Origin of the sequence: Flavobacterium magnum (assembly GCF_003055625.1) — a bacterium.
In the GTDB taxonomy this organism is placed as follows: Bacteria; Bacteroidota; Bacteroidia; order Flavobacteriales; family Flavobacteriaceae; genus Flavobacterium; species Flavobacterium magnum.
This window is the reverse complement of sequence record NZ_CP028811.1, coordinates 2,192,159-2,215,576: the sequence shown is the minus strand read 5'-3', so window position 1 is coordinate 2,215,576 and position 23,418 is coordinate 2,192,159. Positions and strand designations below refer to the sequence as shown.

Annotated in this window: 24 protein-coding genes; 15 read left to right on the top strand and 9 right to left on the bottom strand. The window is 46.2% G+C overall.

Annotation, left to right across the window (positions count from 1 at the left end; genetic code table 11):
• Positions 1 to 101 precede the first annotated feature (101 nt).
• Complete coding sequence (locus tag HYN48_RS09275; RefSeq protein ID WP_108370941.1) at positions 102 to 713, top strand: hypothetical protein; 612 nt, start codon at positions 102 to 104, stop codon at positions 711 to 713.
• Entirely contained in the window at positions 710 to 1,420 is a 711-nt protein-coding gene (locus tag HYN48_RS09270; RefSeq protein ID WP_108370939.1) for a DUF3307 domain-containing protein, read from the top strand. Before HYN48_RS09275 ends, HYN48_RS09270 begins: the two co-directional genes overlap by 4 nt.
• On the opposite strand, the gene HYN48_RS09265 is transcribed toward HYN48_RS09270, so the two are convergent.
• A complete protein-coding gene (locus HYN48_RS09265) occupies positions 1,403 to 2,425 on the bottom strand; it encodes a quinone-dependent dihydroorotate dehydrogenase (protein ID WP_108370937.1) in 1,023 nt (340 codons plus the stop codon). The genes HYN48_RS09270 and HYN48_RS09265 overlap by 18 nt on opposite strands.
• 264 nt (positions 2,426 to 2,689) lie before the next feature.
• Between HYN48_RS09265 and pepT the strand changes: the two genes are divergently transcribed.
• Positions 2,690 to 3,973, top strand: coding sequence for a peptidase T (gene pepT / locus HYN48_RS09260; RefSeq protein ID WP_108370934.1), 1,284 nt, complete (start codon positions 2,690 to 2,692; stop codon positions 3,971 to 3,973).
• A 70-nt stretch (positions 3,974 to 4,043) separates the two neighbouring features.
• Here pepT and yajC read toward each other — a convergent pair whose 3' ends face one another.
• The 4 genes from yajC to HYN48_RS09240 all read right to left on the bottom strand — a co-directional run bounded on the left by yajC (position 4,044) and on the right by HYN48_RS09240 (position 6,943).
• Positions 4,044 to 4,319 (bottom strand): preprotein translocase subunit YajC, encoded by a 276-nt coding sequence (yajC, locus tag HYN48_RS09255; protein WP_108370932.1) that lies wholly within the window; start codon positions 4,317 to 4,319, stop codon positions 4,044 to 4,046.
• Between the two features lies 1 nt (position 4,320).
• Positions 4,321 to 4,785 carry a DUF1573 domain-containing protein gene (locus tag HYN48_RS09250; RefSeq protein ID WP_108370930.1) on the bottom strand — a complete coding sequence of 155 codons (465 nt, stop codon included), beginning with the start codon at positions 4,783 to 4,785 and terminating at the stop codon, positions 4,321 to 4,323.
• Between the two features lie 21 nt (positions 4,786 to 4,806).
• A complete protein-coding gene (gene nusB, locus HYN48_RS09245) occupies positions 4,807 to 5,718 on the bottom strand; it encodes a transcription antitermination factor NusB (protein ID WP_108370928.1) in 912 nt (303 codons plus the stop codon).
• Between the two features lie 118 nt (positions 5,719 to 5,836).
• A complete protein-coding gene (locus tag HYN48_RS09240) occupies positions 5,837 to 6,943 on the bottom strand; it encodes a Glu/Leu/Phe/Val family dehydrogenase (RefSeq protein ID WP_108370926.1) in 1,107 nt (368 codons plus the stop codon).
• A gap of 201 nt (positions 6,944 to 7,144) precedes the next feature.
• Between HYN48_RS09240 and HYN48_RS09235 the strand changes: the two genes are divergently transcribed.
• Both HYN48_RS09235 and HYN48_RS09230 read left to right on the top strand, forming a co-directional pair.
• Positions 7,145 to 8,908 (top strand): ABC transporter ATP-binding protein, encoded by a 1,764-nt coding sequence (locus HYN48_RS09235; RefSeq protein ID WP_108370924.1) that lies wholly within the window; start codon positions 7,145 to 7,147, stop codon positions 8,906 to 8,908.
• A gap of 76 nt (positions 8,909 to 8,984) precedes the next feature.
• Entirely contained in the window at positions 8,985 to 9,359 is a 375-nt protein-coding gene (locus HYN48_RS09230) for a PUR family DNA/RNA-binding protein (RefSeq protein ID WP_108370922.1), read from the top strand.
• A 42-nt stretch (positions 9,360 to 9,401) separates the two neighbouring features.
• Here HYN48_RS09230 and HYN48_RS09225 read toward each other — a convergent pair whose 3' ends face one another.
• On the bottom strand, positions 9,402 to 9,737 hold the full coding sequence (locus HYN48_RS09225; RefSeq protein ID WP_108370920.1) for a tRNA-binding protein: 336 nt from the start codon (positions 9,735 to 9,737) through the stop codon (positions 9,402 to 9,404).
• Positions 9,738 to 9,866: 129 nt separating this feature from the next.
• On the opposite strand from HYN48_RS09225, the gene HYN48_RS09220 reads away from it, so the two are divergent.
• Both HYN48_RS09220 and HYN48_RS09215 read left to right on the top strand, forming a co-directional pair.
• Positions 9,867 to 11,282: a glycogen synthase gene (locus tag HYN48_RS09220; RefSeq protein ID WP_108370918.1), complete on the top strand. Its 1,416-nt coding sequence runs from the start codon at positions 9,867 to 9,869 to the stop codon at positions 11,280 to 11,282.
• 3 nt (positions 11,283 to 11,285) lie between these two features.
• Positions 11,286 to 12,557 (top strand): glucose-1-phosphate adenylyltransferase, encoded by a 1,272-nt coding sequence (locus HYN48_RS09215; RefSeq protein WP_108370916.1) that lies wholly within the window; start codon positions 11,286 to 11,288, stop codon positions 12,555 to 12,557.
• A gap of 42 nt (positions 12,558 to 12,599) precedes the next feature.
• Here the strand turns inward: HYN48_RS09215 and HYN48_RS09210 are convergent, their stop codons facing one another.
• Together HYN48_RS09210 and HYN48_RS09205 are read right to left on the bottom strand one after the other, a co-directional pair.
• A complete protein-coding gene (locus HYN48_RS09210; protein ID WP_108370914.1) occupies positions 12,600 to 12,920 on the bottom strand; it encodes a cytochrome C in 321 nt (106 codons plus the stop codon).
• A gap of 72 nt (positions 12,921 to 12,992) precedes the next feature.
• Positions 12,993 to 13,925, bottom strand: a complete 933-nt coding sequence (locus HYN48_RS09205) for a peptidylprolyl isomerase (RefSeq protein ID WP_108370912.1) — start codon at positions 13,923 to 13,925, stop codon at positions 12,993 to 12,995.
• Positions 13,926 to 14,202: 277 nt separating this feature from the next.
• On the opposite strand from HYN48_RS09205, the gene HYN48_RS09200 reads away from it, so the two are divergent.
• The 8 genes from HYN48_RS09200 (at position 14,203) to HYN48_RS09165 (ending at position 22,471) form a co-directional block, all read left to right on the top strand.
• A complete protein-coding gene (locus HYN48_RS09200; RefSeq protein WP_146171756.1) occupies positions 14,203 to 14,868 on the top strand; it encodes a hypothetical protein in 666 nt (221 codons plus the stop codon).
• Complete coding sequence (locus HYN48_RS09195) at positions 14,868 to 15,593, top strand: hypothetical protein (RefSeq protein ID WP_108370908.1); 726 nt, start codon at positions 14,868 to 14,870, stop codon at positions 15,591 to 15,593. Before HYN48_RS09200 ends, HYN48_RS09195 begins: the two co-directional genes overlap by 1 nt.
• Positions 15,594 to 17,006, top strand: a complete 1,413-nt coding sequence (locus HYN48_RS09190; protein ID WP_108370906.1) for a nitrilase-related carbon-nitrogen hydrolase — start codon at positions 15,594 to 15,596, stop codon at positions 17,004 to 17,006. It begins immediately after the preceding gene.
• Complete coding sequence (locus HYN48_RS09185; RefSeq protein ID WP_108370904.1) at positions 17,003 to 17,857, top strand: hypothetical protein; 855 nt, start codon at positions 17,003 to 17,005, stop codon at positions 17,855 to 17,857. The genes HYN48_RS09190 and HYN48_RS09185 overlap by 4 nt, the downstream gene beginning before the upstream one ends.
• Before the next feature lie 91 nt (positions 17,858 to 17,948).
• On the top strand, positions 17,949 to 18,626 hold the full coding sequence (gene trmD, locus HYN48_RS09180; RefSeq protein WP_108370902.1) for a tRNA (guanosine(37)-N1)-methyltransferase TrmD: 678 nt from the start codon (positions 17,949 to 17,951) through the stop codon (positions 18,624 to 18,626).
• A 164-nt stretch (positions 18,627 to 18,790) separates the two neighbouring features.
• The gene (rplS, locus tag HYN48_RS09175) at positions 18,791 to 19,141 is read left to right on the top strand and encodes a 50S ribosomal protein L19 (protein ID WP_108370900.1); all 351 of its coding nucleotides are present in this window, start codon (positions 18,791 to 18,793) and stop codon (positions 19,139 to 19,141) included.
• Between the two features lie 214 nt (positions 19,142 to 19,355).
• Positions 19,356 to 21,578, top strand: coding sequence for an NADP-dependent isocitrate dehydrogenase (locus HYN48_RS09170; protein ID WP_108370897.1), 2,223 nt, complete (start codon positions 19,356 to 19,358; stop codon positions 21,576 to 21,578).
• Positions 21,579 to 21,808: 230 nt separating this feature from the next.
• Positions 21,809 to 22,471 (top strand): thiamine diphosphokinase, encoded by a 663-nt coding sequence (locus tag HYN48_RS09165; RefSeq protein ID WP_108370895.1) that lies wholly within the window; start codon positions 21,809 to 21,811, stop codon positions 22,469 to 22,471.
• 16 nt (positions 22,472 to 22,487) lie between these two features.
• Here the strand turns inward: HYN48_RS09165 and HYN48_RS09160 are convergent, their stop codons facing one another.
• Positions 22,488 to 23,387 carry an alpha/beta fold hydrolase gene (locus HYN48_RS09160; protein ID WP_146171755.1) on the bottom strand — a complete coding sequence of 300 codons (900 nt, stop codon included), beginning with the start codon at positions 23,385 to 23,387 and terminating at the stop codon, positions 22,488 to 22,490.
• Positions 23,388 to 23,418: the final 31 nt, after the last annotated feature.

Below are 23,418 nucleotides of genomic sequence, written 5' to 3'. Positions count from 1 at the left end.
ATTTGGTAATAATCAAAAATATGATTAAATTAGGTTATAATAAAAAATATTACGTAATTTGGTAATAGTTTACATCCGGCAAAAAATCTATCTTTGAGAATATGACAGCAATCATCACAGGCGACATCATCAATTCCAGAACATCCGAATCAGGCATATGGATTGACGGCCTACAGGAATTACTGGCTACGAAAGGGAAAACGCCGCGAGACTGGGAAATTTTCCGTGGCGACGAATTCCAGCTCGAAGTGCCCAAACCTGAGGAAGCACTGCACACCGCACTCGAAATAAAAACCTGGCTGAAGACCCTCCGGCTGGATGCGCGCATCAGTATCGGCATGGGCGATAAAACGTTCGTCGGAAAAAAGATTTCAGAAAGCAATGGCCCGGCTTTTGTGCGCTCGGGCGAACTTTTTGACGTGCTGAAAAAGCAAAAACTTACGTTGGCAATAAACACCGGAAACGCTGACTTTGATGCCGAAATGAACCTGATGCTCAGGCTGGGCACCTCAATCATGCAAAACTGGCTCCCGCAGTCGGCGGAATTCGTGCTTGCCGCCATGAAAAATCCCGGGTATTCCCAGGAGGAAATCGGTGCAAAATTAGGCATTACCCAGGCTGCCGTAAGCCGCAGGCAAACCCGATCGCAATTCGACCTGATTACGGAAATCGAAAAATTTTACCGGCAAAAACTTAAAAAAACCGCACTATGATCCTGTTTGTAAAATTACTGCTGGCACACCTGATCGGCGATTTCATGCTGCAGCCCGATTCCTGGGTCAGCGACAAAGAGCACAAAAAGCACAAAAGCATTTTTCTGTGGATGCACATCATATTGCACGGAATCCTCGCCTGGCTGATGGTGCGCGAGCTGCGTTTCATCGCGTTTGCACTCCTTCTGGCACTCTGTCACGGCCTCGTCGACCTGCTCAAGCTTCATTTGCAGTCACCAAAAACAAGACGCACCTGGTTCCTCACCGATCAGTTGCTGCATATCGTAACGCTGATGGCGATTACCATTGCCTACACCGGAAATCCGATTGACACGGCAATTTTCGGCGACCGCTTCTGGCTGCTGCTCACCGGCGTGCTCTTACTGACAAAACCGGCATCTATCATCATCAAAAACATCATCTCGATCTGGACGCCCGAAAGTAAGGACACCCATGATTCGCTGATCAATGCCGGAAACTACATCGGCATTTTAGAGCGGCTGTTCGTATTTTGCTTTATGATTACAGGGCATTTTGACGCTGTGGGGTTTCTGCTGGGTGCCAAATCGATTTTCAGGTTCGGGGACCTGATGCAGGCCAAAGAACGCAAGCTCACCGAATATGTGCTAATCGGTACCCTGCTGAGCTTCGGGCTCGCCATGCTTACGGGTTTCCTGGTGAACTACTGCCTACTGCTTATGGCGTAAGATCGCTTTGTTGATGGATTTCACCAACGCAGGCCCTTCGTAGATAAATCCTGTATAAAGTTGTACGAGGCTTGCACCCGCTTCAAGCTTTTCGATGGCATCTTCCGCGGTATGGATTCCGCCGACACCGATAATCGGGAAGGATTTGTTGCTTTTTTCAGAAAGGAAACGGATGACTTCTGTTGACCTTTTCGTCAAAGGTTTTCCTGATAATCCGCCGGTTTCAGACTTGTTCCCTGATTGTAATTCCTCTCTTGAAATGGTCGTATTGGTTGCAATAACACCGGCAATTTTGGTTTCATTTACAATATCCACGATGTCTAAAAGCTGTTCATCAGTCAAATCCGGTGCAATTTTCAGCAGGATTGGTTTGGCCTTTGGCGTTTTGAGATTCTTTTGCTGTAAGGTATTTAAAAGCGCCTTTAATGGTTCTTTGTCCTGTAAGGCCCGAAGGTTGGGCGTATTTGGCGAACTTACGTTTACCACAAAATAATCAACATAGTCATACAACGCCTCAAAACAGGTTTCATAGTCTGACACCGCGGCGTCATTGGGCGTATCCTTATTTTTCCCAATGTTGCCTCCTATCAATACGTCTTTGTTTCGCTTTAATCGTTCCGCTGCTGCAGAAACGCCTCCGTTATTAAAACCCATGCGGTTGATGATGGCCGAATCCTCGCGAAGCCGGAACAACCGCTTTTTCGGGTTGCCGGACTGCGGTTTGGGAGTCAGCGTACCGATTTCAATAAATCCGAAACCGAAGCCGGAAAGCTCGCTATACAATTTCGCGTCCTTATCAAAACCCGCAGCAAGGCCAACCGGATTTTTGAATCGCAGTCCGAAAACCTCCGTTTCGAGCCGCTTGTCCTTCACTTCGTATACAGCGCGGAAAAGCGCCGGAAAACCGGGAATCTTACTGACAAACCGGATCATGGAAAACGTGGCATGGTGTACTTTTTCAGGATCAAACCAAAAAAGCACCGGACGGATAAGGAGTTTGTACATTGGCTGTGTTGTTGTTCGGCAAAGTTAAAACTTAAAGTCGAAAGTCGAAAGTTGAAAGTTGAAAGAATCGTCATCCGGGCTTTCGACAGTTGACCCTAGCCCCGATAGAGGCGGCATCCTTTTTTAGCGGCATAAAATTGCACTGTGACGACAGAACATCACTCCGCTAAAAAAGATATAGCCGAAAGCGGGATCGGCTGCAAAAAAAACTTAACATTGTCCGAGGCCCTGAATTTGTATCTTTGCACCAAATCTAACCCAATTATGCAGCACCTCATTGACCGCTTTATCAGCTATGTGACCGTTGACACGGAATCGGACCCGAATTCGAAAACCACCCCCAGTACAAAAAAACAGCTTGTGCTTGCGAAAATGCTGGCCAAAGAACTCAAGGCCATCGGGCTGAGTGAAATCAGCATCGACAAAAACGGTTATGTAATGGGCACCTTGCCGTCGAACGTCGACCATGAGGTACCTGTAATCGGGTTTGTATCGCACTACGATACGACGCCGGATTTTTCCGGGGCAAATGTAAACCCACAGGTTATTCCGAACTACGACGGCAAGGATATTGTGCTCAATGCCGAGCAGAATATCGTGCTCTCCCCGGGTTATTTTAAGGATTTACTGCAATACAAAGGACAGACACTCATCACAACCGACGGTACGACGCTGTTGGGCGCAGACGATAAGGCTGGTATTACCGAAATTGTCTCCGCTATGGAATTCCTGGTGCAGCATCCTGAAATCAGGCACGGCAAGATCCGCGTCGGCTTTACGCCCGACGAGGAAATCGGGCGCGGCGCTGATTTGTTTGATGTGGAAAAATTCGGCGCGCAGTGGGCTTATACGATGGACGGAAGCCAGATCGGCGAACTCGAATATGAGAATTTCAATGCGGCGGGCGCCAGGATTACCTTTAAGGGCAAGAGCGTACACCCCGGTTACGCGAAGGGGAAAATGATCAACTCAATGCTGATCGCAAATGACTTCATCAATGAATTGCCGAAAGGTGAAGTGCCGCAGGAAACCAAAGGTTATGAAGGATTTTTCCACGTACACCACCTTAGCGGAAGTATCGAAGAAACAGTCCTCGAACTGATCATCCGCGACCACAGCGCCAAGAAATTCAGGAAGCGTAAGGAACTGATTCACGACATCACCAGGAAATTCAATAAGAAATTTGCAAAGCAGTTTGGCGAAGACATCGTAATCACTGAGATCAGGGACCAATACTACAACATGGAAGAGAAAGTGAAACCCGTGATGTTTATCGTCGACCTTGCTGAAAAAGCCATGAAAGACCTCAACATCAAACCGATCATCAAGCCGATTCGTGGCGGTACCGATGGCTGCAGGCTGTCATATATGGGATTGCCATGCCCCAATATTTTTGCCGGCGGGCATAACTTTCATGGAAAATATGAATATGTCCCTGTAGAAAGCATGCAGAAAGCGGTGGATGTGATTGTCAGGATAGCCGAACTCACCGCCACCACCGATTTTTCGGCGAAGGAAAAAAGCGGGACAAAAAAGAAGAAGAAATAATCAATCGGATTCAATTCCATAAAAAAACGCCTGCGGTTGCAGGCGTTTTTTGTATCGGGTCGGGTCCGCTTTATTTAGCCGGAGCGTGGAGCTTCGCCGTCATTTCAATTGAAATCGCAGAGCGCTCCATTTTGAGTTTTCCGGACATCGTTTCCATTACCATTGTGGTTGCAGACAGTTCGGATACCTTGCCGTGAATGCCGCTTTTGGTTACGATCTTGTCGCCTACTTTTAAATTGCTTTCAAATTCACGCTCAGATTTCGCACGCTTCTGTGACGGACGGATCATAAAGAAATAAATGATTACCCCCATCAGGACGAGCTGGATTATAAATGTATTGTCCATATTATTTTGTTTTTATGGTTTCGTGCTCGGTGGCTCCGGCACTGATTCCCGGTTTTTCCTCTCCCATCACATTTCCGGTAATCCGGATGATTTCAGATCCTTTAGGCGTATTGGCAGTGATGGTCACGGTCTTGTGCTGCTTGCCATGCTTTCTGGCAGAGTTGAACGATACCTTGATCTGGCTTTCCTCTCCCGGCTTTACGGGTTCTTTAGGATAGTCAGGAACCGTACAGCCACAGGAACCGCGCGCACTTTCAATTTTCAGGTCGGCTTCACCGGTGTTCTTAAACTCAAACACATGTTCCACTTTATCCCCTTCCTTAATGTCGCCAAAATCGAACTCCCTTTCCTTAAAATCCATGATGGCCTTTCCTGCCGCATCCGGATTCTTGGGATCAGATTCCTTTTTGCAGGAAGTTGTCAGTAAAAAAGCCGCGATGGCAGCCACACACAACATTTTTTTCATAATAATTTATTGGTTTTGATTCTACATTAAACCTCTTCCGGTTTTCTTTAGTTTATCGGTGGATTGGAATTCCCTGACAAGATTGTCGAGAATCCCGTTGATGAAGATACTGCTTTTGGGTGTCGAATATTCCTTGGCAATCTCAAGGTATTCATTGATGGTGACTTTCACCGGGATCGATGGGAATTTCAGGAATTCACAGATGGCCATTTTGAGGATGATGGTGTCTACCTCTGCAATCCTTTCCGAGTCCCAGTTCGGGGTTTTGTCAATGTATTCCCTGGCCAGTTCTGATTCGTTTAATACGGTCTTACGAAACAACAGGCTTACAAACTCCTTGTCTTCGGTATCCTTATACAATTTGGAAATCCTGAAAACTTCGGTCTCTTCCGGCTTAATTCCCTTGAGTTCCTTGATGATCTGTGTGTTCACGACGGGAATATCATCTATCCAGGTAAGTTTATTGTCTTCAAGGTATTCGTACAATTTTTCATTCGGGACGATGATGTCCATAAAGGCGTGAAGTATGAAATCCCTGTCTTCTTCAAAAGAATCCCTGCCGCTCGACATATACTGCTCGTAGGCGTTACTGGTCTTAATGGCTGACAACAAAATCCTGATGTAATCCTCATTGAGGTACCAGTTGTTGATCTTGCGGTCTTCCAGCGCACTGTTAAGGGAATGATTTCCTGAAAGCAGTTGCAGTATGCGGTTATCGACAAACTTCCTGTCGGGATTCTTCTCGCTGGCGGTAGCGAGGTGCTTTTTACTGGATACCTCGAGGAAATGAAGTTCGGCGTTGCGGATCTCGACCAAAGACGAAAGCATGATCAGGTAAAGTTCCTGTATGTTGTCGATGCTGTGCAGCAGGAATTTTTCCTGGCCTTCAAGGTTATCCGAACCATTCTGATGCATCGCATAAATGGACTGCATCACCTTAACGCGTATATGTCTTCTGTTTAACACCTGTAAGAACTTTTATAAAAAATTAGCGGAGCAAAAAATGTTACTTTTTCGCCCCGCAAAAATAAGAATATTATTGAAAGCCGCCTTACCTGGCTGCGTTTTCTTTTTTCCTGTCGTCGATTCTTTTTTGTGCAATGGACATCGCGGCAGCCTGCGTGGTGATGCCATTTTGTTCAGAAAAACCAAAGATTTCCAAGGTGGTATTGTAAATATTTTCAGTCCTTCGCATCGCTTCGGCACTGTCATAACCTACGATTTCTGCGTACACATTGATGATTCCCCCGGCATTGATAAGGAAATCAGGCGCATACAGTATGCCCCTGTCTTTCAGTATCTGTCCGTGCACGGCATCATTCGCCAATTGGTTGTTTGCGGCTCCGGCAATCACTTTAGCCTGGATCTTGTTGATGGTCTCGTCATTAATTGTAGCGCCGAGTGCACATGGGGAATAAATATCCACATCAGCCGCATACAAATCGGGTCCTGTGAAGATTTTTACGCCATACTTTGCTGACACTTCTTCGAGCCTGGCCTGGTTGATGTCGATGATCTGCACGTCAGCGCCTTCTTTGGCGAGGTATTCCACCAAAGTCTCCCCCACGTGGCCGATGCCCTGCACCAATACTTTTTTTCCGCCAAGATCATCACTGCCAAACTGGTATTTGGCAGCGGCTTTCATGCCCATGTATACACCGTAAGCCGTAACAGGCGAAGGATTTCCGGATCCGCCTTTTTCTACGGAAACACCGGTTACAAATTTCGTCACGTCACGGATCAGGTCCATGTCCTGTGTGGTGGTACCTACATCTTCAGCCGTAATATATTTTCCACTCAGGGAATTTACGTATTCACCAAATTTCAGGATCATCTCCGGGGTCTTTTCGGTTTTGGCATCTCCGATGATTACCGCTTTCCCGCCGCCCAGATTCAGTCCGGTAATCGCAGACTTGTATGACATCCCTCTCGAAAGCCTTAAAACGTCATTGAGCGCCTCCCACTCATTGGCATATTTCCACATCCTTGTTCCGCCCAGAGCAGGTCCTAAAACAGTATTGTGGATACCGATTATTGCTTTTAATCCAGTATCTTTGTCATTGCAAAAAACGATTTGTTCGTGGTTGTCAAATGATACCTGACCAAAAACCGGGTCGATTTTCTGAAGCTCATTTCCGTTTATCACTTCTGTTACCATGGTAAATAAATTTAAATTGAATTACGACTTTGTCAAAAAGACGGAGCAAAATTACGTTTTTAATCAAAACACACCAATGTAATTGGTTTTTTTTAAGGATATTTCAACAAAGGCAACCAGTGATGCAGAAAAACAAAAAAATATATTTGCCAATTATTTTAACGATACAGTCAGTAAAAAAATATCTTTTTCGATAATTATATGAAAGAATTGCAATATTTGAATAAATATTTCATCAAATACAAATACCTGTTTTTTTTTGGAATACTTACTACCATTGCCGCGCAGATTTTTGCTTCTTTTCTTCCGAATCTCATCAGCAGTACCATAAATACCATCGTCAGCCACTTTTCCGCCGATGCTGACAGGCAGGCCGTAACCGAAAAGCTGTTTCACTTCATCCTGCTGATTATCGGGACAACCATCCTTAACGCGTTCCTCACCTTCTGGACCCGGCAATGGCTGATTGTGATGTCTCGTCATATTGAATTCGACCTGAAAAATGAAGTGTTCCGGCAGTACGAAAACCTGACGCAGCATTTTTACAAGCAAAACCGCACCGGCGACCTGATGAACCGCATCAGCGAGGATGTGAGTAAAGTCAGGATGTACGTCGGCCCGGCAGTCATGTATACGATCATGACCCTGATCCGTTTTATCGTTGTCGTCATCTTCATGTATCACGCCTCGCCGAAACTGACGTTGTACACGATCCTGCCGCTGCCGGTTTTATCCTATGCTATTTTTAAGCTGAGCACCCAAATCAACAAACGCAGCACGCTGTTCCAGCAGAATCTTTCGTCAATTTCCAGTTTTTCGCAGGAGGTTTTTTCAGGGATTCGCGTCATTAAGGCGTACTCACTGGAGAACCAATATACGGAAAAAGTCAGGGAGTTGTCTGAAGAAAGCAGGACAAAAGCTATGGATCTCGCGTGGCTCAACTCGTTGTTCGGACCCTTCATGCTCGCGCTCATAGGGGTCAGTAATCTCGTGGTGGTATATTTCGGCGGTATGATGTACATCAACGGGACGGATGGTGTGACCGATATTGGTACCATTGCAGCATTCATTCTGTTCCTGAACATGCTGACGTTTCCGGTGGCTTCGCTGGGCTGGGTCTCATCAATGGTACAGGAAGCCGCCGCCTCGCAGAAGCGCATCAATGAATTCCTTAAAATCAAGCCGGAAATCGGGAACAACAATCCTGATCACACTCAAATCAAAGGTGATATCGTATTTGACAACGTCTCTTTTGTTTACGAAGACACCCATATCAGGGCGCTGGATAACATAAGCTTTACGGTGAAAAAAGGTGAGACACTTGCCATTCTGGGAAAAACAGGTTCGGGGAAATCAACCATCCTGCAACTTATCGGGCGCCTTTACGACACAACTTCGGGCGACATTAGGGTCGATGGCACGCCCATCCGTTCACTCAATCTATTTGACTTGAGAAGCAGCATCGGGACGGTGCCGCAGGATGCCTTCCTGTTCTCGGATACCATAAAGAACAACATCCGCTTCGGGAAGGAAAATGCCACTGAAGAAGAAGTCATCGACGCTGCAAAAAAGGCGGCGGTGCATGACAATATCGTGAATTTCAAGTTACAGTACGAAACGATGCTCGGCGAACGCGGCATCACGCTGTCTGGAGGGCAGAAGCAGCGCGTATCCATTGCACGCGCAATAATTAAAAATCCTGAAATCCTGCTGCTCGACGACTGCCTTTCCGCGGTCGATACCGAGACCGAGGAGACCATCCTGAACAACTTACTGGATTTCAGCAGAGACAAGACGACGGTGATCGTGAGCCACCGGGTTTCGTCGGCTAAGAACGCAGATAAGATCATCATCCTCGAAGACGGAAAAATCATCCAGCAAGGCTCTCATAATCAACTTATCAGTCAGGAAGGCTACTACAAAGAGCTGCATTTCAAACAGCTTTCGGAAAAAGAATTGCTGTAAATTGTTTTGGAATTTAAGTTTTTTTTCTCACATTTGGATACTACTTAACACCAAACTAAAAATTGTAAGAAGGATTATGAGAGACAACGATATGCTGGAAAAAGAAGAGATTTTTTCTAAAGTTTTGAGGGCCGGGAGAAGGACTTATTTTTTCGATGTGAGGGCAACCAAGGCTGACGATTACTACATTACGATTACAGAGAGCAAAAAATTTACCGAGGAAGACGGCTCCTTCCATTTCAAGAAACACAAAATTTACCTTTATAAGGAAGACTTCGCCGCTTTTGCCGAAATCCTTGAAGACATGACTTCTTATGTTCTGAACCACAAAGGCGAGGAAGTCATTTCAGAAAGGCACCAGAAAGATTACAAGCGGGAGTACGTCACCGACACCGTACAGGAGCCGGCCACCGAAAAAAATTACACCGAAGTGGATTTCGACGATATTTAATCAAACGAAGATTTGGAGCCCGAAAGCAGTTTCGGGCTTTTTTTATGCAATGCGCAAGCCGTTTTCCACATGAAAATCCGGCGACAGCAACACCACATCGCCCTCCTGCCCCACGGCACCCAGCACCAGGCATTCGCTCATGAATTTCCCGATTTGCTTTTTAGGGAAATTGACAACAGCAACAATCTGCCGGTTTATTAAATCTTCTTTACGATATCGTTTGGTAATCTGCGCAGACGACTTCCTGATGCCTATGGCCGGCCCAAAATCAATCGTCAGGCGGTAGGCCGGTTTCCGCGCCTCTGGGAAGTCTTCCGCTGCAATGATTGTGCCGACGCGCATGTCTGTTTTCTCAAAATCGGTCCAACTTAACTCCATAATCCTTTTTAATCCAAAGATAAAATTTGCGGATAACTTTCAGGTGTTTTCAAATATGTTAGAGCATTTTTTTTACAACTTTTTTGTTGTACATTGGGAAAGTAAATCTGACCAGCCAATAATAACGATATGGAAATATTTCACGTCAGCGCCGAATGCTACCCCGTCGCCAAAGTGGGCGGCCTTGCCGATGTCGTAGGCGCTTTGCCGAAGTACTTAAATCAGGCCGGGCACCAGGCCAAAGTCGTCGTCCCCGGTTATGATAATAAATGGACTAATGAAAACGAATTTGACGTCGTCCACAACGGCAGGCTTAAACTCGGATGGTTTTATTTCGACTATACCGTATTGCAGGAACGCACCGGAAAACTCGGTTTTCCGTTATACCTGATTGCAATCCCCGAATTGTTTGACCGCCCGAACGTTTACTCCTATGAAGACGACACCGAGCGTTTCACGGCCTTCCAGATCGCTTTCCTGAACTGGCTTACCGAATCGGAGCAATATCCGGATGTCATCCACTGTCATGACCACCATACCGGATTAATCCCTTTTATGGTGCAACAGTGTTTTAATTACCAGCGGCTTGCCCATACCCCGACGGTGATCACGATTCACAACGGACAGTACCAGGGTTGGTTCGGTTTTGACAAAATGCACTATCTCCCGAATTTCGATTTGTCACGCACCGGTTTCATTGAGTGGGGCGGGATGATCAATCCGCTGGCCGCCGGAATCAAGTCGGCCTGGAAAGTGACGACGGTCTCTCCAAGCTATCTCGAAGAGATTTCGCACTCGGCCAACGGTCTGGAGAACCTTCTGCGTTATGAGAAACCGAAAAGTGTCGGGATACTCAACGGTATTGACAACGAGGTTTGGAACCCGAAAACCGATCCGATGATTGAAGCCAATTATGCCTTAAAAGATGCCAGAAAAGGCAAGGAAAAAAATAAGGCGTTTTTGTGTGAACAATTCGGACTGGATCCCGAAAAACCGCTTTTTGCCTTCATCGGCAGACTCGTCGGTGAAAAAGGCGCCGATTTGCTACCGGAGATTTTCCACAATTCCCTTCGGGGGCATTACCAGGAAATCAATATCCTCGTCCTGGGATCGGGCGATACTTTCGTTGAAAACCAATTGAACAGCCTCAAACCTTATTTTGAAGGAAACTACAATGCGTATATCGGTTATAATGAAACACTGTCGCACATCATTTATGCCGGCGCTGATTTCCTGTTGATGCCGTCACGCGTAGAACCTTGCGGCCTGAACCAAATGTATGCACTGCGCTACGGCACCATCCCTATTGTCAGGCGAACCGGCGGACTGAAAGATACGGTTATCGATTTCGGCGACAATGGCTTTGGAATCTGCCACGACCAGGCGAGCGTTTTCGATGTAAATTACTCGATTTCGAGGGCAGTCGGCCTGTTTCACGATAAAAAGAAGATGAAGCAGATCGTGGATTATATTTTACAGATCGACCATTCGTGGGAGAAAGCCGCCGGACAATACCTTGCTATTTACAATTCCTTAAAACAATAAAAGATGAATAACAATACTTTAGCCATCATCCTCGGTGGCGGACAAGGGTCACGGCTCGCGCCGCTGACGGAAAGCCGTTCAAAACCTGCGGTACCCATTGCAGGAAAATACCGTTTGGTAGACATCCCGATTTCGAACTGCATCAATTCCGGAATACAACGCATGTTTGTGCTGACACAGTTTAACTCGGCCTCGCTGAACCAACACATCAAGAACACCTATCATTTCAGCACTTTCAGTACGGCATTTGTGGATATCCTGGCAGCGGAGCAAACGCCCGAAAACCCGACCTGGTTCCAGGGTACTGCTGACGCCGTACGCCAGTGTATGCAGCACTTCCTGAACCACAATTTCGATTACGCACTGATCCTTTCGGGCGACCAGCTCTACCAGATGGATTTCAATCACATGATCCAGGAACACGTGAAGAGCGGCGCGTCTATTTCTATCGCCACTTTACCTGTCACGGCAAAAGAGGCACCCGAGTTTGGCATATTAAAGACCAATGAGGAAAACTTTATTACGTCGTTCATTGAAAAACCGGCAAAAGAGTTGCTGCCGCAATGGACTTCCGAAGTCAGTGACGAGATGAACGCCGAAGGGCGGCATTACCTGGCGTCAATGGGCATCTATATTTTCAACCGCGATCTGTTGGTCGAACTGATGTCTAATCCCGATACCAAGGATTTCGGGAAGGAAATTATTCCGCAGTCGATCGGTAAGGAAACGATTTTAAGTTACCAATATGAGGGTTATTGGACTGATATCGGTAATATCGATTCTTTTTTTGAAGCCAACCTCGGCCTCACCGATGACATCCCAAAATTCAACCTTTTTGACAATGCGAGCAAGATTTACACGCGTGCCAGGGTGTTGCCGCCGTCTAAAATTACCGGAGCCTCGTCGTTTGACAAATCCGTGGTTGCGGAAGGATGCATCATCAACTCGTCTAAAGTCGAGCATTCGGTCATCGGGATCAGGAGCCGTATCGGGAAAGACTGTGTCATTTCAAACTCATACCTGATGGGGAACGATTTTTACCAAAACCTCGAGGAAATCAGCAACAACCGTGACAAAAACATCATCAATATCGGCATTGGTGAAAGGTGCCACATCAACAATACGATTGTGGACAAAAATTGCCGGATTGGGAATGATGTCCATCTAATCGGCGGAGCGCACCTGCAGGACACCAACACGCCACTTTATACCGTGAAAGACGGCATTATCGTCGTAAAGAAAGGCGCGACACTGCCCGATGGTTTTTCTGTATAACCATAAAAAAAGCATCCTTCACGGATGCTTTTTTTATGCATTTTAATTTTTCTGCAAATCGAACAGGTAATTGGTAATCAAACCCATATCGGCGTCATCGAGGCGCGCTTTCTTTTGCATACGCGCCAGGATCGGTTTCCAGTCCGCCTGGGAGAAATTGGTTGCGGCATAAAGCTTGTGGCATCTCGCGCAATTATTTTCGTATAGTGATTGGCCTTTCGCATGCGCTTCGGTAACTGTAACGGCAGTAGGAACCTGTGGTGGCTCAGGGGTAGCAGGTGCATTGGCAATTGCCGCTTTCTTTGCCTGACAGGACAAAACGAGCGCCGCGGCAAATGTTAATGCAAAAATTCTTGTCTTCATAATTTCGGTTTAAGGGTGTAAATATAAAAAAAGCACCCGTAGAGAGTGCTTTGCATTTGACATTTTGTACGATTATTTTACGTCCATCAGTTCCACATCGAAAATCAGTGTGGCATTGGGCGGAATGACGCCTCCGGCGCCTGACTCGCCATAACCCAGGTAGGACGGGATCACGAAACGTGCCTTATCACCAACCTGCAGCAAGGCGATGCCTTCGTCCCAGCCTTCAATAACGTGGCCTTTCCCTAACGGAAATTCAATCGGCTTTTTTCGCGGATACGAACTGTCAAAGGTCTTCCCGTTTTCCAATTGGCCGGTATAATGAACAGAAACTGTACGGCCGTTTTCGACTTTTTTTCCCGAACCTTTATTGATGATCTTGTAACGCAAGCCACTTTCCGTCTTTTCAAAGCCTGCGGCAAGTTCCTCCATTTTCTTATCGGCGGCTTCGCGCTCGTCAGCTTCACGTTTTGCACGTGACCCTTCAAACACACGGAACGCTTCCACGGCATTCCATTTTTCGGCTTCCTCGCCCACCCTTACAATTTCGACACTTTCAATGGAATCACCTTGTGCCACAGCATCAACTACATCCTGCCCGTCGACCACATTCCCGAATACCGTGTGCTTCTGGTCCAGCCAAGGCGTAGCCACATGCGTGATGAAAAATTGCGAGCCATTGCTTCCGGGCCCAGAATTGGCCATTGACAAAACGCCTGGTTTGTCGTGACGTAAATCCATGTGGAATTCATCATCGAATTTGTAACCGGGTCCACCCGTTCCTGTTCCCTGAGGACAACCGCCCTGAATCATAAAATCGGGAATAACGCGGTGAAATTTGAGTCCGTCGTAAAATGGCTTGCCCTGTGGGCGTGCAGTGTTTTCGAGATTTCCTTCAGCGAGGGCTACAAAATTACCAACCGTCCCAGGAGTTAAATCATGTGTGAGTTTTACTAAAATAGCACCTTTTGAAGTGTTGAATTTAGCATATATGCCGTTTTCCATTTGTTTGTTTTTTTAAATGAGTTGCAAATTTACAAATTATTTGGCTTAGGGAGACCAGTTTTAGATGAAGTGAATTGGAATGACAGGATTGCCGTCGGATTTACAAGTTCGTAAGTATAAATACGCGATTTAAAAAATAAGTATTAATACGTGGATTCTTCTAGAATTTATATAATATCTTGGACGTCAATTAATTGAAAATTAGCCAGCTGACGGGTGAATTTACAGAAACACACCTTAAAAACGAAGTACGTGAAATCAATAACCTTATTATTTTATGAAAAGAAGATTAATTTACTTAGGACTTTCAGTTGCAGTATCATGTATTGCAGCATTTGTCGCTATTTCGTGGAAACAGCCGGATTTGTACCCCGAGCCGCAGTGCATCACGGCACAAAATCGCACAAAGACAATCACCATTAATTTTAACGCAGGCCCCAGATCCTACCGGAAACCTGGCTACGAATTTTACATTCCTGACAGTGACATTGTCTGGGGGAGTACACCTGCAACCGCGGCAATGGACGCAACAAAGTGGTTTTGCATGGTGACGGTGACCTCTCCCAGTTGTGAAGGATTTTCATGGGAACAGGCTGCCAGCCCGGAAAACCTGGTAGGCAACAGGATGACTATCAAGGTACCGCCGCCGGGGTTTCCTTTTACGGTAAATATATATTATAAGGAACAATCTGATAGTGGTTCAACACCTGATTTCAACGAGGAGGTGATGTTTTATTACTATGCCCGTGGCACTTACAGGTATAACCATACGTTTCAAAATGCCTGGGGCAATGTGAGCCAGCCAATGTATTTGAGTCCTTGGGGCTTGAGTGGTGTGGATGCGAATCTTCAGGGACTGGATGCAAGCGGCTGGGATAAATCGCCTCAGTTACGCGACGGTGGCATCAATTATGCAATTAATAACCATAAATACAACAGGTAATGAAAACACAACTAATATTAGCCACAGCATTTTTAAGTATCCTGATTACAGGCTGCGCCAAGGATCCCGCAGAAGACGACAATCAGTCCCGGAATTCCCTTATGAGTTTCAGGGTTTATGCACGCATGTTGGGCGATGCCCAAAGCGACGGGACGGTTCTAATCCAAAGCGATATGAGCCTGCTGAATCCTAACGAACCATATAACATCGATATCTCCGAAAAAGAGGGAACAAGCAAGCATTTAGAATTCTTCGAAGTCAACGGCAAGCAGATAGATATCGTTGGAAGCACGGACCAGACCCTGAACACTTCATTGTATGGAACAACCCTGAAGTATAGACTTAATGGACAGCCAATGAGGTCAATGTACATTCCAAACCTCATCAACCCTACGTATAGGTCAGCCGAGGTTAAGCCGAACACAACCATCACATGGAATGCAGATCCCAGAAACGCAAACGGCGTGGCAATCTGGATCACATATAAGCCAACAATCCAGTATTTTTCCATAATGGAGGCTAATCGCCAGTACATCGTTGAGGGTATTGTAGTTCCGGATACGGGCACATATACGCTGACGGCGCAGGATTTGTCAAGATTTCCTGACGAGGCGGTGGTTGACCTCGGTGTTGCGCGTGCTGCCTCGGACATCTCTTCCGATGCTCCTTCGGTTGTAGCCTTTACTACAAAATCATTAACAGCAGTACTAAATAAGAAGCTGTAAATGGTGGAAATTAAAGAAATAATTCCGTCAAGGCGGAAAGGCTTTGCCGGAATTATACTGTACAGGATGTTGCTGTTTCCGGTTGTTTTCATCGGCTGGAATTTTTTCGCGCCTCTTTTCCTGGTCTTTTTGTATGCTTTCGTGGCCGATATCTTTTCAGAACATTCCTTCAGGCAAAAGACCATACTTTCCCTGCTCTACGCCATCATATTTAATGTTGGGATCCTTTCCTGGCTTTTTTCGGTTGAGTCAGGGTATGTGGCGTTGTTGTATAATATCATATTGCATTTCCTATTGTACCTGTCGATTTTTATGATCTGCAGGAAAGGCTCCAATTTGATTTCTGGATTGGCAATATATTTGCTTTTCGAGTTTTTATCGAATATAACGAACTTCCTTTTCCCATGGACAAATCTCGGGAATGTATTGTGTCAATTTCCACTGGCCATACAATGGTATGCCATAACTGGCCCTCTGGGCGGGTCGCTTTGGTTGTTGGCTATTACTTATTGTATTTTAAATTTCGTCAGACAACGCAATAAGAATGCGGTCCAGAAATTGGCGTTCGTTTTCCTGGTACCGATTATGTTATCTTTCACACTGTATTTTTCAAATACTCCACAACATACTGCAACCAGGGACTTCATTACATTTAATCCTGCATACAGTGCAAATAAGAGCAGTCTTATAACTTCCGCAGACAACGAAAACATTTGTTACTATGTCAGCAATGCATTAAGAAAAGAGCAGGGCAACTATGTACTGCTGATCCCTGAAATTACACTCAGAGGTGTTTATTTCCCCAGGTTCAACAATAGTTTGTGTGCGACCTATCTACGCCAACTGATCGCCAAAGACAAATGCACTGAAGTTTTTTTAGGAGCCAGTTGTTATACGGATTACGATGTCTTCAACAGTGCGATTGTAATGGATTCGGCCTCATCGTATATAAAATACAAGAACAGGCTGATCCCCTATGCAGAAACATTACCGCGGTTTTTAAATCGCTATTTCCACAAACCTTCCTATACAACAGGAGCAAAAGACTCAGCATCGGTAATCAACAAAGTATTTAAATTCTCGCCAAATATTTGTTATGATGCATTTTTTCCATTTTATTACTCGAAATCGATTAAGGACGTAGACGTTGGCATTGTCATTTCCAGTGAAGATTTTCTTAATAAAAATACCATAGGCATGAGGCAATACTCAAATTTACTGAAGCTAAGGTGCATTGAAACAGGCAAACCATTAATCAAAAATTCTGCGCATGGGGTTTCTATGGTTATAAATAAATTTGGCCAGGTGGAGTTTACGGGCAAAAATACAGAGTGGAACAGGACGGTCTTAAAATATGACAAAAAACCAAAAAATACTATATTTACCGATATCGTCAGTCATTTGAATTTATGAGACACATCATTTTCTTAATAGTAATAGGTATCTACTGCGAAGGGCAGGCACAGCGTAATGCGAAAGATTATGCGTTTATCAACATCGGCTTCCATAGCGTCGTTGCCGGAGTTGGCGCCGTCATCAACAAAAAAGAAGGTGAAAAAACAGGAAGAACATTTATTAAAGGCCTTTTAGGCGGTGCGGCAGGTGGAAGCCTGATGTATTCGGGTAAACTCCTTACAGGGAATATCAGTAAGGAGAACACCCTGGGATATGCCTGGCCGGGTAAAATAATATATTCGGCGGGCAATTCAATAATGGAAAATGCAGCCATGAACAGGCCCGTGCTAAGCCAATTTCATATGAATATCGGGATCGTAAGGTTAGGCTATGATTTCACCAAATCCAAAATAAACGCCAAGGTATTGCCCTTAACAACGATAATTACGGCGTACATCGCCACACAGTCGAAATTTGAAGCCGTAAAATCGTTGTGTTCGGGCGAAATCATTTTCTCCAGCAATAAGTTTAATTCTTTGGACCTGGACTTCAGGGGATTCACTGTGGGCAACGTAGTGGTCCTGCACAGCAATTATGCACAGAATTACCAGACGATCGGGCATGAGATCATTCACACGTTTCAAAACAATGATTTCAATTTTACGAACGCTTGGATACTGACTCTTGCGGATAAAAATAATTTTTACCGGACAACGTCGAAATACCTTTACTACGAATTCAATACATTATTGAACCAGGCGGCCTATTGGCTGCAATACAGAAATGACGATGGGTATTACAGCAACGTATTTGAAAGTGAGGCGGCTGCTTTCACCCATACTTTCAGGAACGTATCATCAGGCAATTAGGACAGATCAGTCTGGGCAAATAAAATCCGACAAACACCATAATAAGTTTTAAAGTATATTTATATTAAATTTGCCAATTTCCAAACCTTCTATGAGAATTGACATCATTACCGTGTTACCCGAATTGCTCCGCAGCCCGTTTGAAGCTTCCATCATGAAGCGCGCCATAGACAAAGGACTGGTAGAAGTGCATTTCCACAACCTGCGCGATTATACGACGAACAGGCAGAAGAGTGTGGACGATTACCAGTTTGGCGGCGGCGCAGGCATGGTCATGATGATACAGCCGATTGACGATTGCATAACAAAATTGAAAAGTGAGCGCCACTACGACGAAATTATTTACATGACACCTGACGGCGAAACGTTGAGCCAGGGCATGGCGAATAAAATGTCGATGCTCGAAAACATCATCATCCTTTGCGGACATTATAAAGGAGTGGACCAAAGGGTGCGTGATCATTTCATTACGAAGGAAATTTCGATCGGAGATTATGTGCTCAGCGGCGGAGAACTCGGCGCCCTCGTGCTGTCCGATGCCTTGATACGATTAATACCGGGCGTTTTAAGCGATGAGACCTCGGCGTTGACTGACAGTTTCCAGGACAATCTCCTTTCCGGACCGATTTACACACGCCCGGCAGAATATAAAGGGTGGAAAGTACCCGAGGTGCTGACGAGCGGACATGCCGCAAAAATTGAAAAATGGCGGGAGGATATGGCATACGAACACACAAAAAATCGGAGGCCGGATTTGCTCGACGAATAAATATTGCGCTTACTGATTAATAATGAATCAGTTAGCCTGCGTAAAATTTATTTGTTATTAATTGTTAATTACCGATTATTAATTATCTTTGCGCCCACATTGGACCAACCTCTGGCGAGAACCGCGAATGTTGCTCTGATTTTAAACCATAATTTAACAATATCATGGCAGATTTAATGAAATTCGTTCAGGACGAATTGACTTCAAAAAAAGATTTCCCTGATTTCGGTGCGGGTGATACCATCACTGTGTACTACGAAATTAAAGAGGGTGAAAAAACAAGGACACAGTTCTTTAAAGGTGTCGTAATCCAAAGAAGAGGCACAGGAACTACTGAGACTTTTACCATCCGTAAAATGTCAGGTGCAGTAGGTGTTGAGCGTATCTTCCCTGTAAACCTTCCGGCTTTGCAGAAAATTGAAATCAACAAGAAAGGCCACGTTCGCAGGGCTCGTATTTTCTACTTCAGGGAACTTACCGGTAAGAAAGCGAAAATCAGAGACAAAAGAAGGTAATCAGATTTGCCTCATTTTATATCAATCCCGTTCCATGCGAACGGGATTTTTTTTGCATTCCCGTCAAAAATCGGATGGGATTCTGACGATTCCGCAATTTTTAATTTTACTATTTACAAATCCGCAATTATAACGTTTTCGGAACCGCAATTACGGTGCCCTAACGCTTGTTTTGCTATCTTTGCAGTCCTTCAACGCTAACAATTTGTACACCATGCCTGATAAAACAACTATTTTTTATACCATTACCGATGAGGCGCCGATGCTCGCCACGCATTCTTTTTTGCCAATCGTAAAATCCTTCGCAAAGACTGCGGGGATTTCGGTCGAAACACGCGACATTTCGCTTGCCGGCAGGATCATTTCAAATTTTTCTGACTGGCTTCCTGAAAACCAAAGGATCAGCGATGACCTGGCTGCTTTGGGGAAACTGGCAACTACGCCCGAGGCCAACATCATCAAACTGCCTAACATTTCTGCCTCGGTGCCACAACTCAAGGAGGCGATTAAAGAATTACAGGCCAATGGATACGACATTCCTGACTATCCTGAAAATCCCGCCGATGATCGTGAAAAAGAAGCGAAATCAAGATATGCAAAAGTGCTGGGATCTGCGGTAAATCCGGTGTTGCGCGAAGGAAACTCCGACCGGCGTGCACCGAAAGCTGTAAAAAATTATGCGAGAAAACATCCGCACAGCATGGGCCCCTGGAGTCCGGATTCGAAAACCCACGTCGCGAGTATGGACGGAGGCGACTTCTACGGAAGTGAGCAATCCATTACGGTAAAAAAAGCCAACACCTTCAGGATCGAGTTTACGGATAACGGCGGAAATACAAAAACCCTGAGGGACAGTGCACCGCTACTGGCCGGCGAGGTTATTGACAGCGCCGTCCTGAGCATTTCGTCATTGAAGCAATTTATCGCAAAGGAATTCGAGGATGCCAAAGCTAAAAATGTCTTATTCTCCGTACACCTGAAAGCCACCATGATGAAGGTTTCTGACCCGATTATTTTCGGGGCAGTGGTCGATGTATTTTTTGCGCCGGTTTTTGAAAAATTTGCCGCGCTTTTTGCCGAATTAAAAATAGATACCAAAAATGGTTTGGGTGATGTATATGCTAAAATAGCCGGCCATCCGCAACAGGCTGAAGTCGAAGCCGCAATCAATGAGGTGTACCGGAACGGACCTGCTTTGGCGATGGTCAATTCGGACAAAGGGATCACCAACCTGCATGTGCCTTCCGACGTGATTGTAGATGCCTCGATGCCTGCCATGATCCGGACTTCGGGCCAGATGTGGAATGCCGCCGGAAAAGGCCAGGATACAAAAGCAATCATTCCGGACCGTTCTTACGCCGGGGTCTATGTGGCGACAATCGATTTTTGTAAAAAACATGGGGCGTTCGACCCGACAACCATGGGGAGCGTACCCAATGTCGGACTTATGGCACAAGCCGCCGAAGAATACGGCTCGCACAACAAGACCTTCCAGATGACTGCCGATGGTGTGGTCAAGGTACTTGGAGATAACGATGAAGTGTTTTTTGAGCAGGAAGTGCAGCAAAACGATATTTTCCGGATGTGCCAGACTAAGGATGCGCCCATACGCGACTGGGTAAAACTTGCAGTCAACCGCGCGCGATTGTCGGAAACGCCGGCCGTTTTCTGGCTTGATGAAAACCGGGCACACGACCGCCAGCTAATTGAAAAAGTCAATTTATACCTGAAAGACCATGACACCAATGGTCTGGATATTCGCATACTGAACCCTGTAGCCGCAACGCATTTTACGCTGGAGCGCATTAAGGAAGGAAAAGACACCATTTCGGTCACCGGCAATGTGCTGCGTGATTACCTGACTGACCTCTTCCCTATCCTCGAACTCGGCACTTCGGCTAAGATGCTTTCAATCGTCCCGCTGATGAACGGCGGTGGATTGTTTGAGACCGGAGCCGGCGGATCGGCCCCAAAACATGTCGAGCAATTCCTCGAAGAAGGCTATCTGCGCTGGGATTCGCTGGGTGAATTTCTGGCTTTGGGCGTCTCCCTGGAACATTTAGGACAGACGCAAAACAACAGCAAGGCATTGGTTTTATCCGAAACTCTGGATGCTGCCAATGAAAAATTCCTTGAAAATGATAAATCACCGGCACGTAAAGTCGGAGAGCTCGACAACCGGGGTTCCCATTTTTACATCGCTCTGTATTGGGCCCAGGCGCTGGCTGCACAGGATAAAGATGCGGAACTGCGCGCCATTTTTGAGCCAGTCGCAAATGCACTGACCGGGAACGAGGCAGCAATCAACGCCGAGCTCATCGGCTCACAAGGCAAAAAGCAGGACATCGGCGGATATTACAAGCCCGATCAGGTAAAAACCGATCACGCGATGAGACCGAGTCCCACGCTCAATGCCATATTGGCGGAATTAAAATAAAAATCAGGCGGCTTTCGGGCCGCTTTTTTTTTGAAGCTTATCCGGCCATTCGCTCCAAACAACCCACTTCCGGAAACTGTTTTACAACTGCCGCAGACGCTTCCTTTGGTCGCGCCCGCAACAGCGTAAAACTGATGTTTCCTGAAGCGCATTGTTTTACGCTGCTGTCCGGGCTAGGGCGCCAACGCAAAAGTTCGTATCTTCGTCCCAATTCGTAATCATCCATTTCCGTGTCTTCCCATCATATAGTCCGTGACGATCAGGAACCCGCGCTCATCATTGCCAATGGTGAAGCCTGCAGCATGGAATTGCTCGGGCAGCTGCTCGAATGGTCGCCTTTGGTCATCGTGCTCGACTCGGCTATGGAGCGTGTGGCGGCACTTGGCATCAAGGTCGATGTGCTGCTTGGCGATTTTGACCGTGATTTCAATCCGGACGAATTCATCAGGACACAGCATCCGATCGAGATCGTGTATGCACCGGACCAGGAAAAAACTGATCTGGAAAAAGCTTTCGACTATCTTATTGAACGCGGTATCCCGGCCGTAAATGTCATCTGGGCGACCGGCCGCCGTACCGATCACACCATTTCGAACCTGACCAATATCGTGCGCTACCGCGGCCTGCTCAGCATTGTCATTCTTGATGATTACTCTAAAGTATTCCTGCTGCCGCGAAATTTCCGGAAATGGTACCCCGCCGACAGCATCCTGTCGCTTATCCCTGTGGGCACGGTCAACGGCATCTCGTCAGAGAATCTCGTTTACGAATTGCAAAATGAGACCTTAACGATGGGCTTCCGCAGCGGCAACAGCAATGCATCGCGGCGGGAAGGCCTGGTGTCCATAATACATCAGGAGGGTGACCTGCTGCTGATGGAATGCAACGACTGACACTTTTTCCTTTCGGCTATAGCTTCAGCAAGGCGTCTCGGATCTCGTCATAATGTTCCCACGGGATAAAATGGTTTGCGTCCTTGATGGAAATCACTTTCATGGACCGGGCATTGACAAATTCAAATTTCATGAAGCCGACATTGCTGTAAGGCACCAGCGGGTCTTTGGTCCCGTGGATAATGAGTACATCCGCGGTAATGTTTTTCAAGGTTGGCTGCAGGTCGTACAGGTCCTTTTTCAATATCCACAATTCATCGTTTGATGCGCGCAACGCCCCTGGAATAAGAAAACGAAGCGGCGTTGTCTTGATTACCGCACGCCACTTTTCGGGCGTCTCTGCCTTGGGGTCCACCGATCCTGAAAGCACTACTAGATTCTTATACCAGTCCGGATGCATCGCAGCGAGTTTGACTACCACGGGCCCGCCCAGCGAATGCCCGACCAACGTCTTGGGCTGCCCGTTGTCAAGAAATCGGATCAATGCCCCAATCTGTTCGCATTGCGGCAACAAGCCTTCCGCCTCCCCGAAATCACTGTACCCGAAACCCGGTCGGTCGACCGCCACGAGGCGGTATTTCTGCAGCAGCAGCGTGTCTTTCATATAATCCTTGAACGCATTCCAGCTGCCCGGAGACCCGTGTATAAAAAACAGCGTGGGCAGCTTGTCATTCCCTGTGATGATGTAATGGATGTCGCGCCCCTGCGTGGTGAATACGGTATCCTTATAGGGCAACCCGGCGCTGTCAAAAAAATATTTGGTCTCTTTCTTCGTAAAACGCATCGTCATACACGCCTGGCACATCACCACGTACGCGAGAAATAGTCCGTAGGCAATATACCTTTTCTTAAAGCGTTTCTTCATCGTGTTTTTGGGGGAACTTTCGGACTTCATTTTTATTTTAAATGTAGCCATTTTTTCCAAAACCTTAACTTAGTAACCAAAC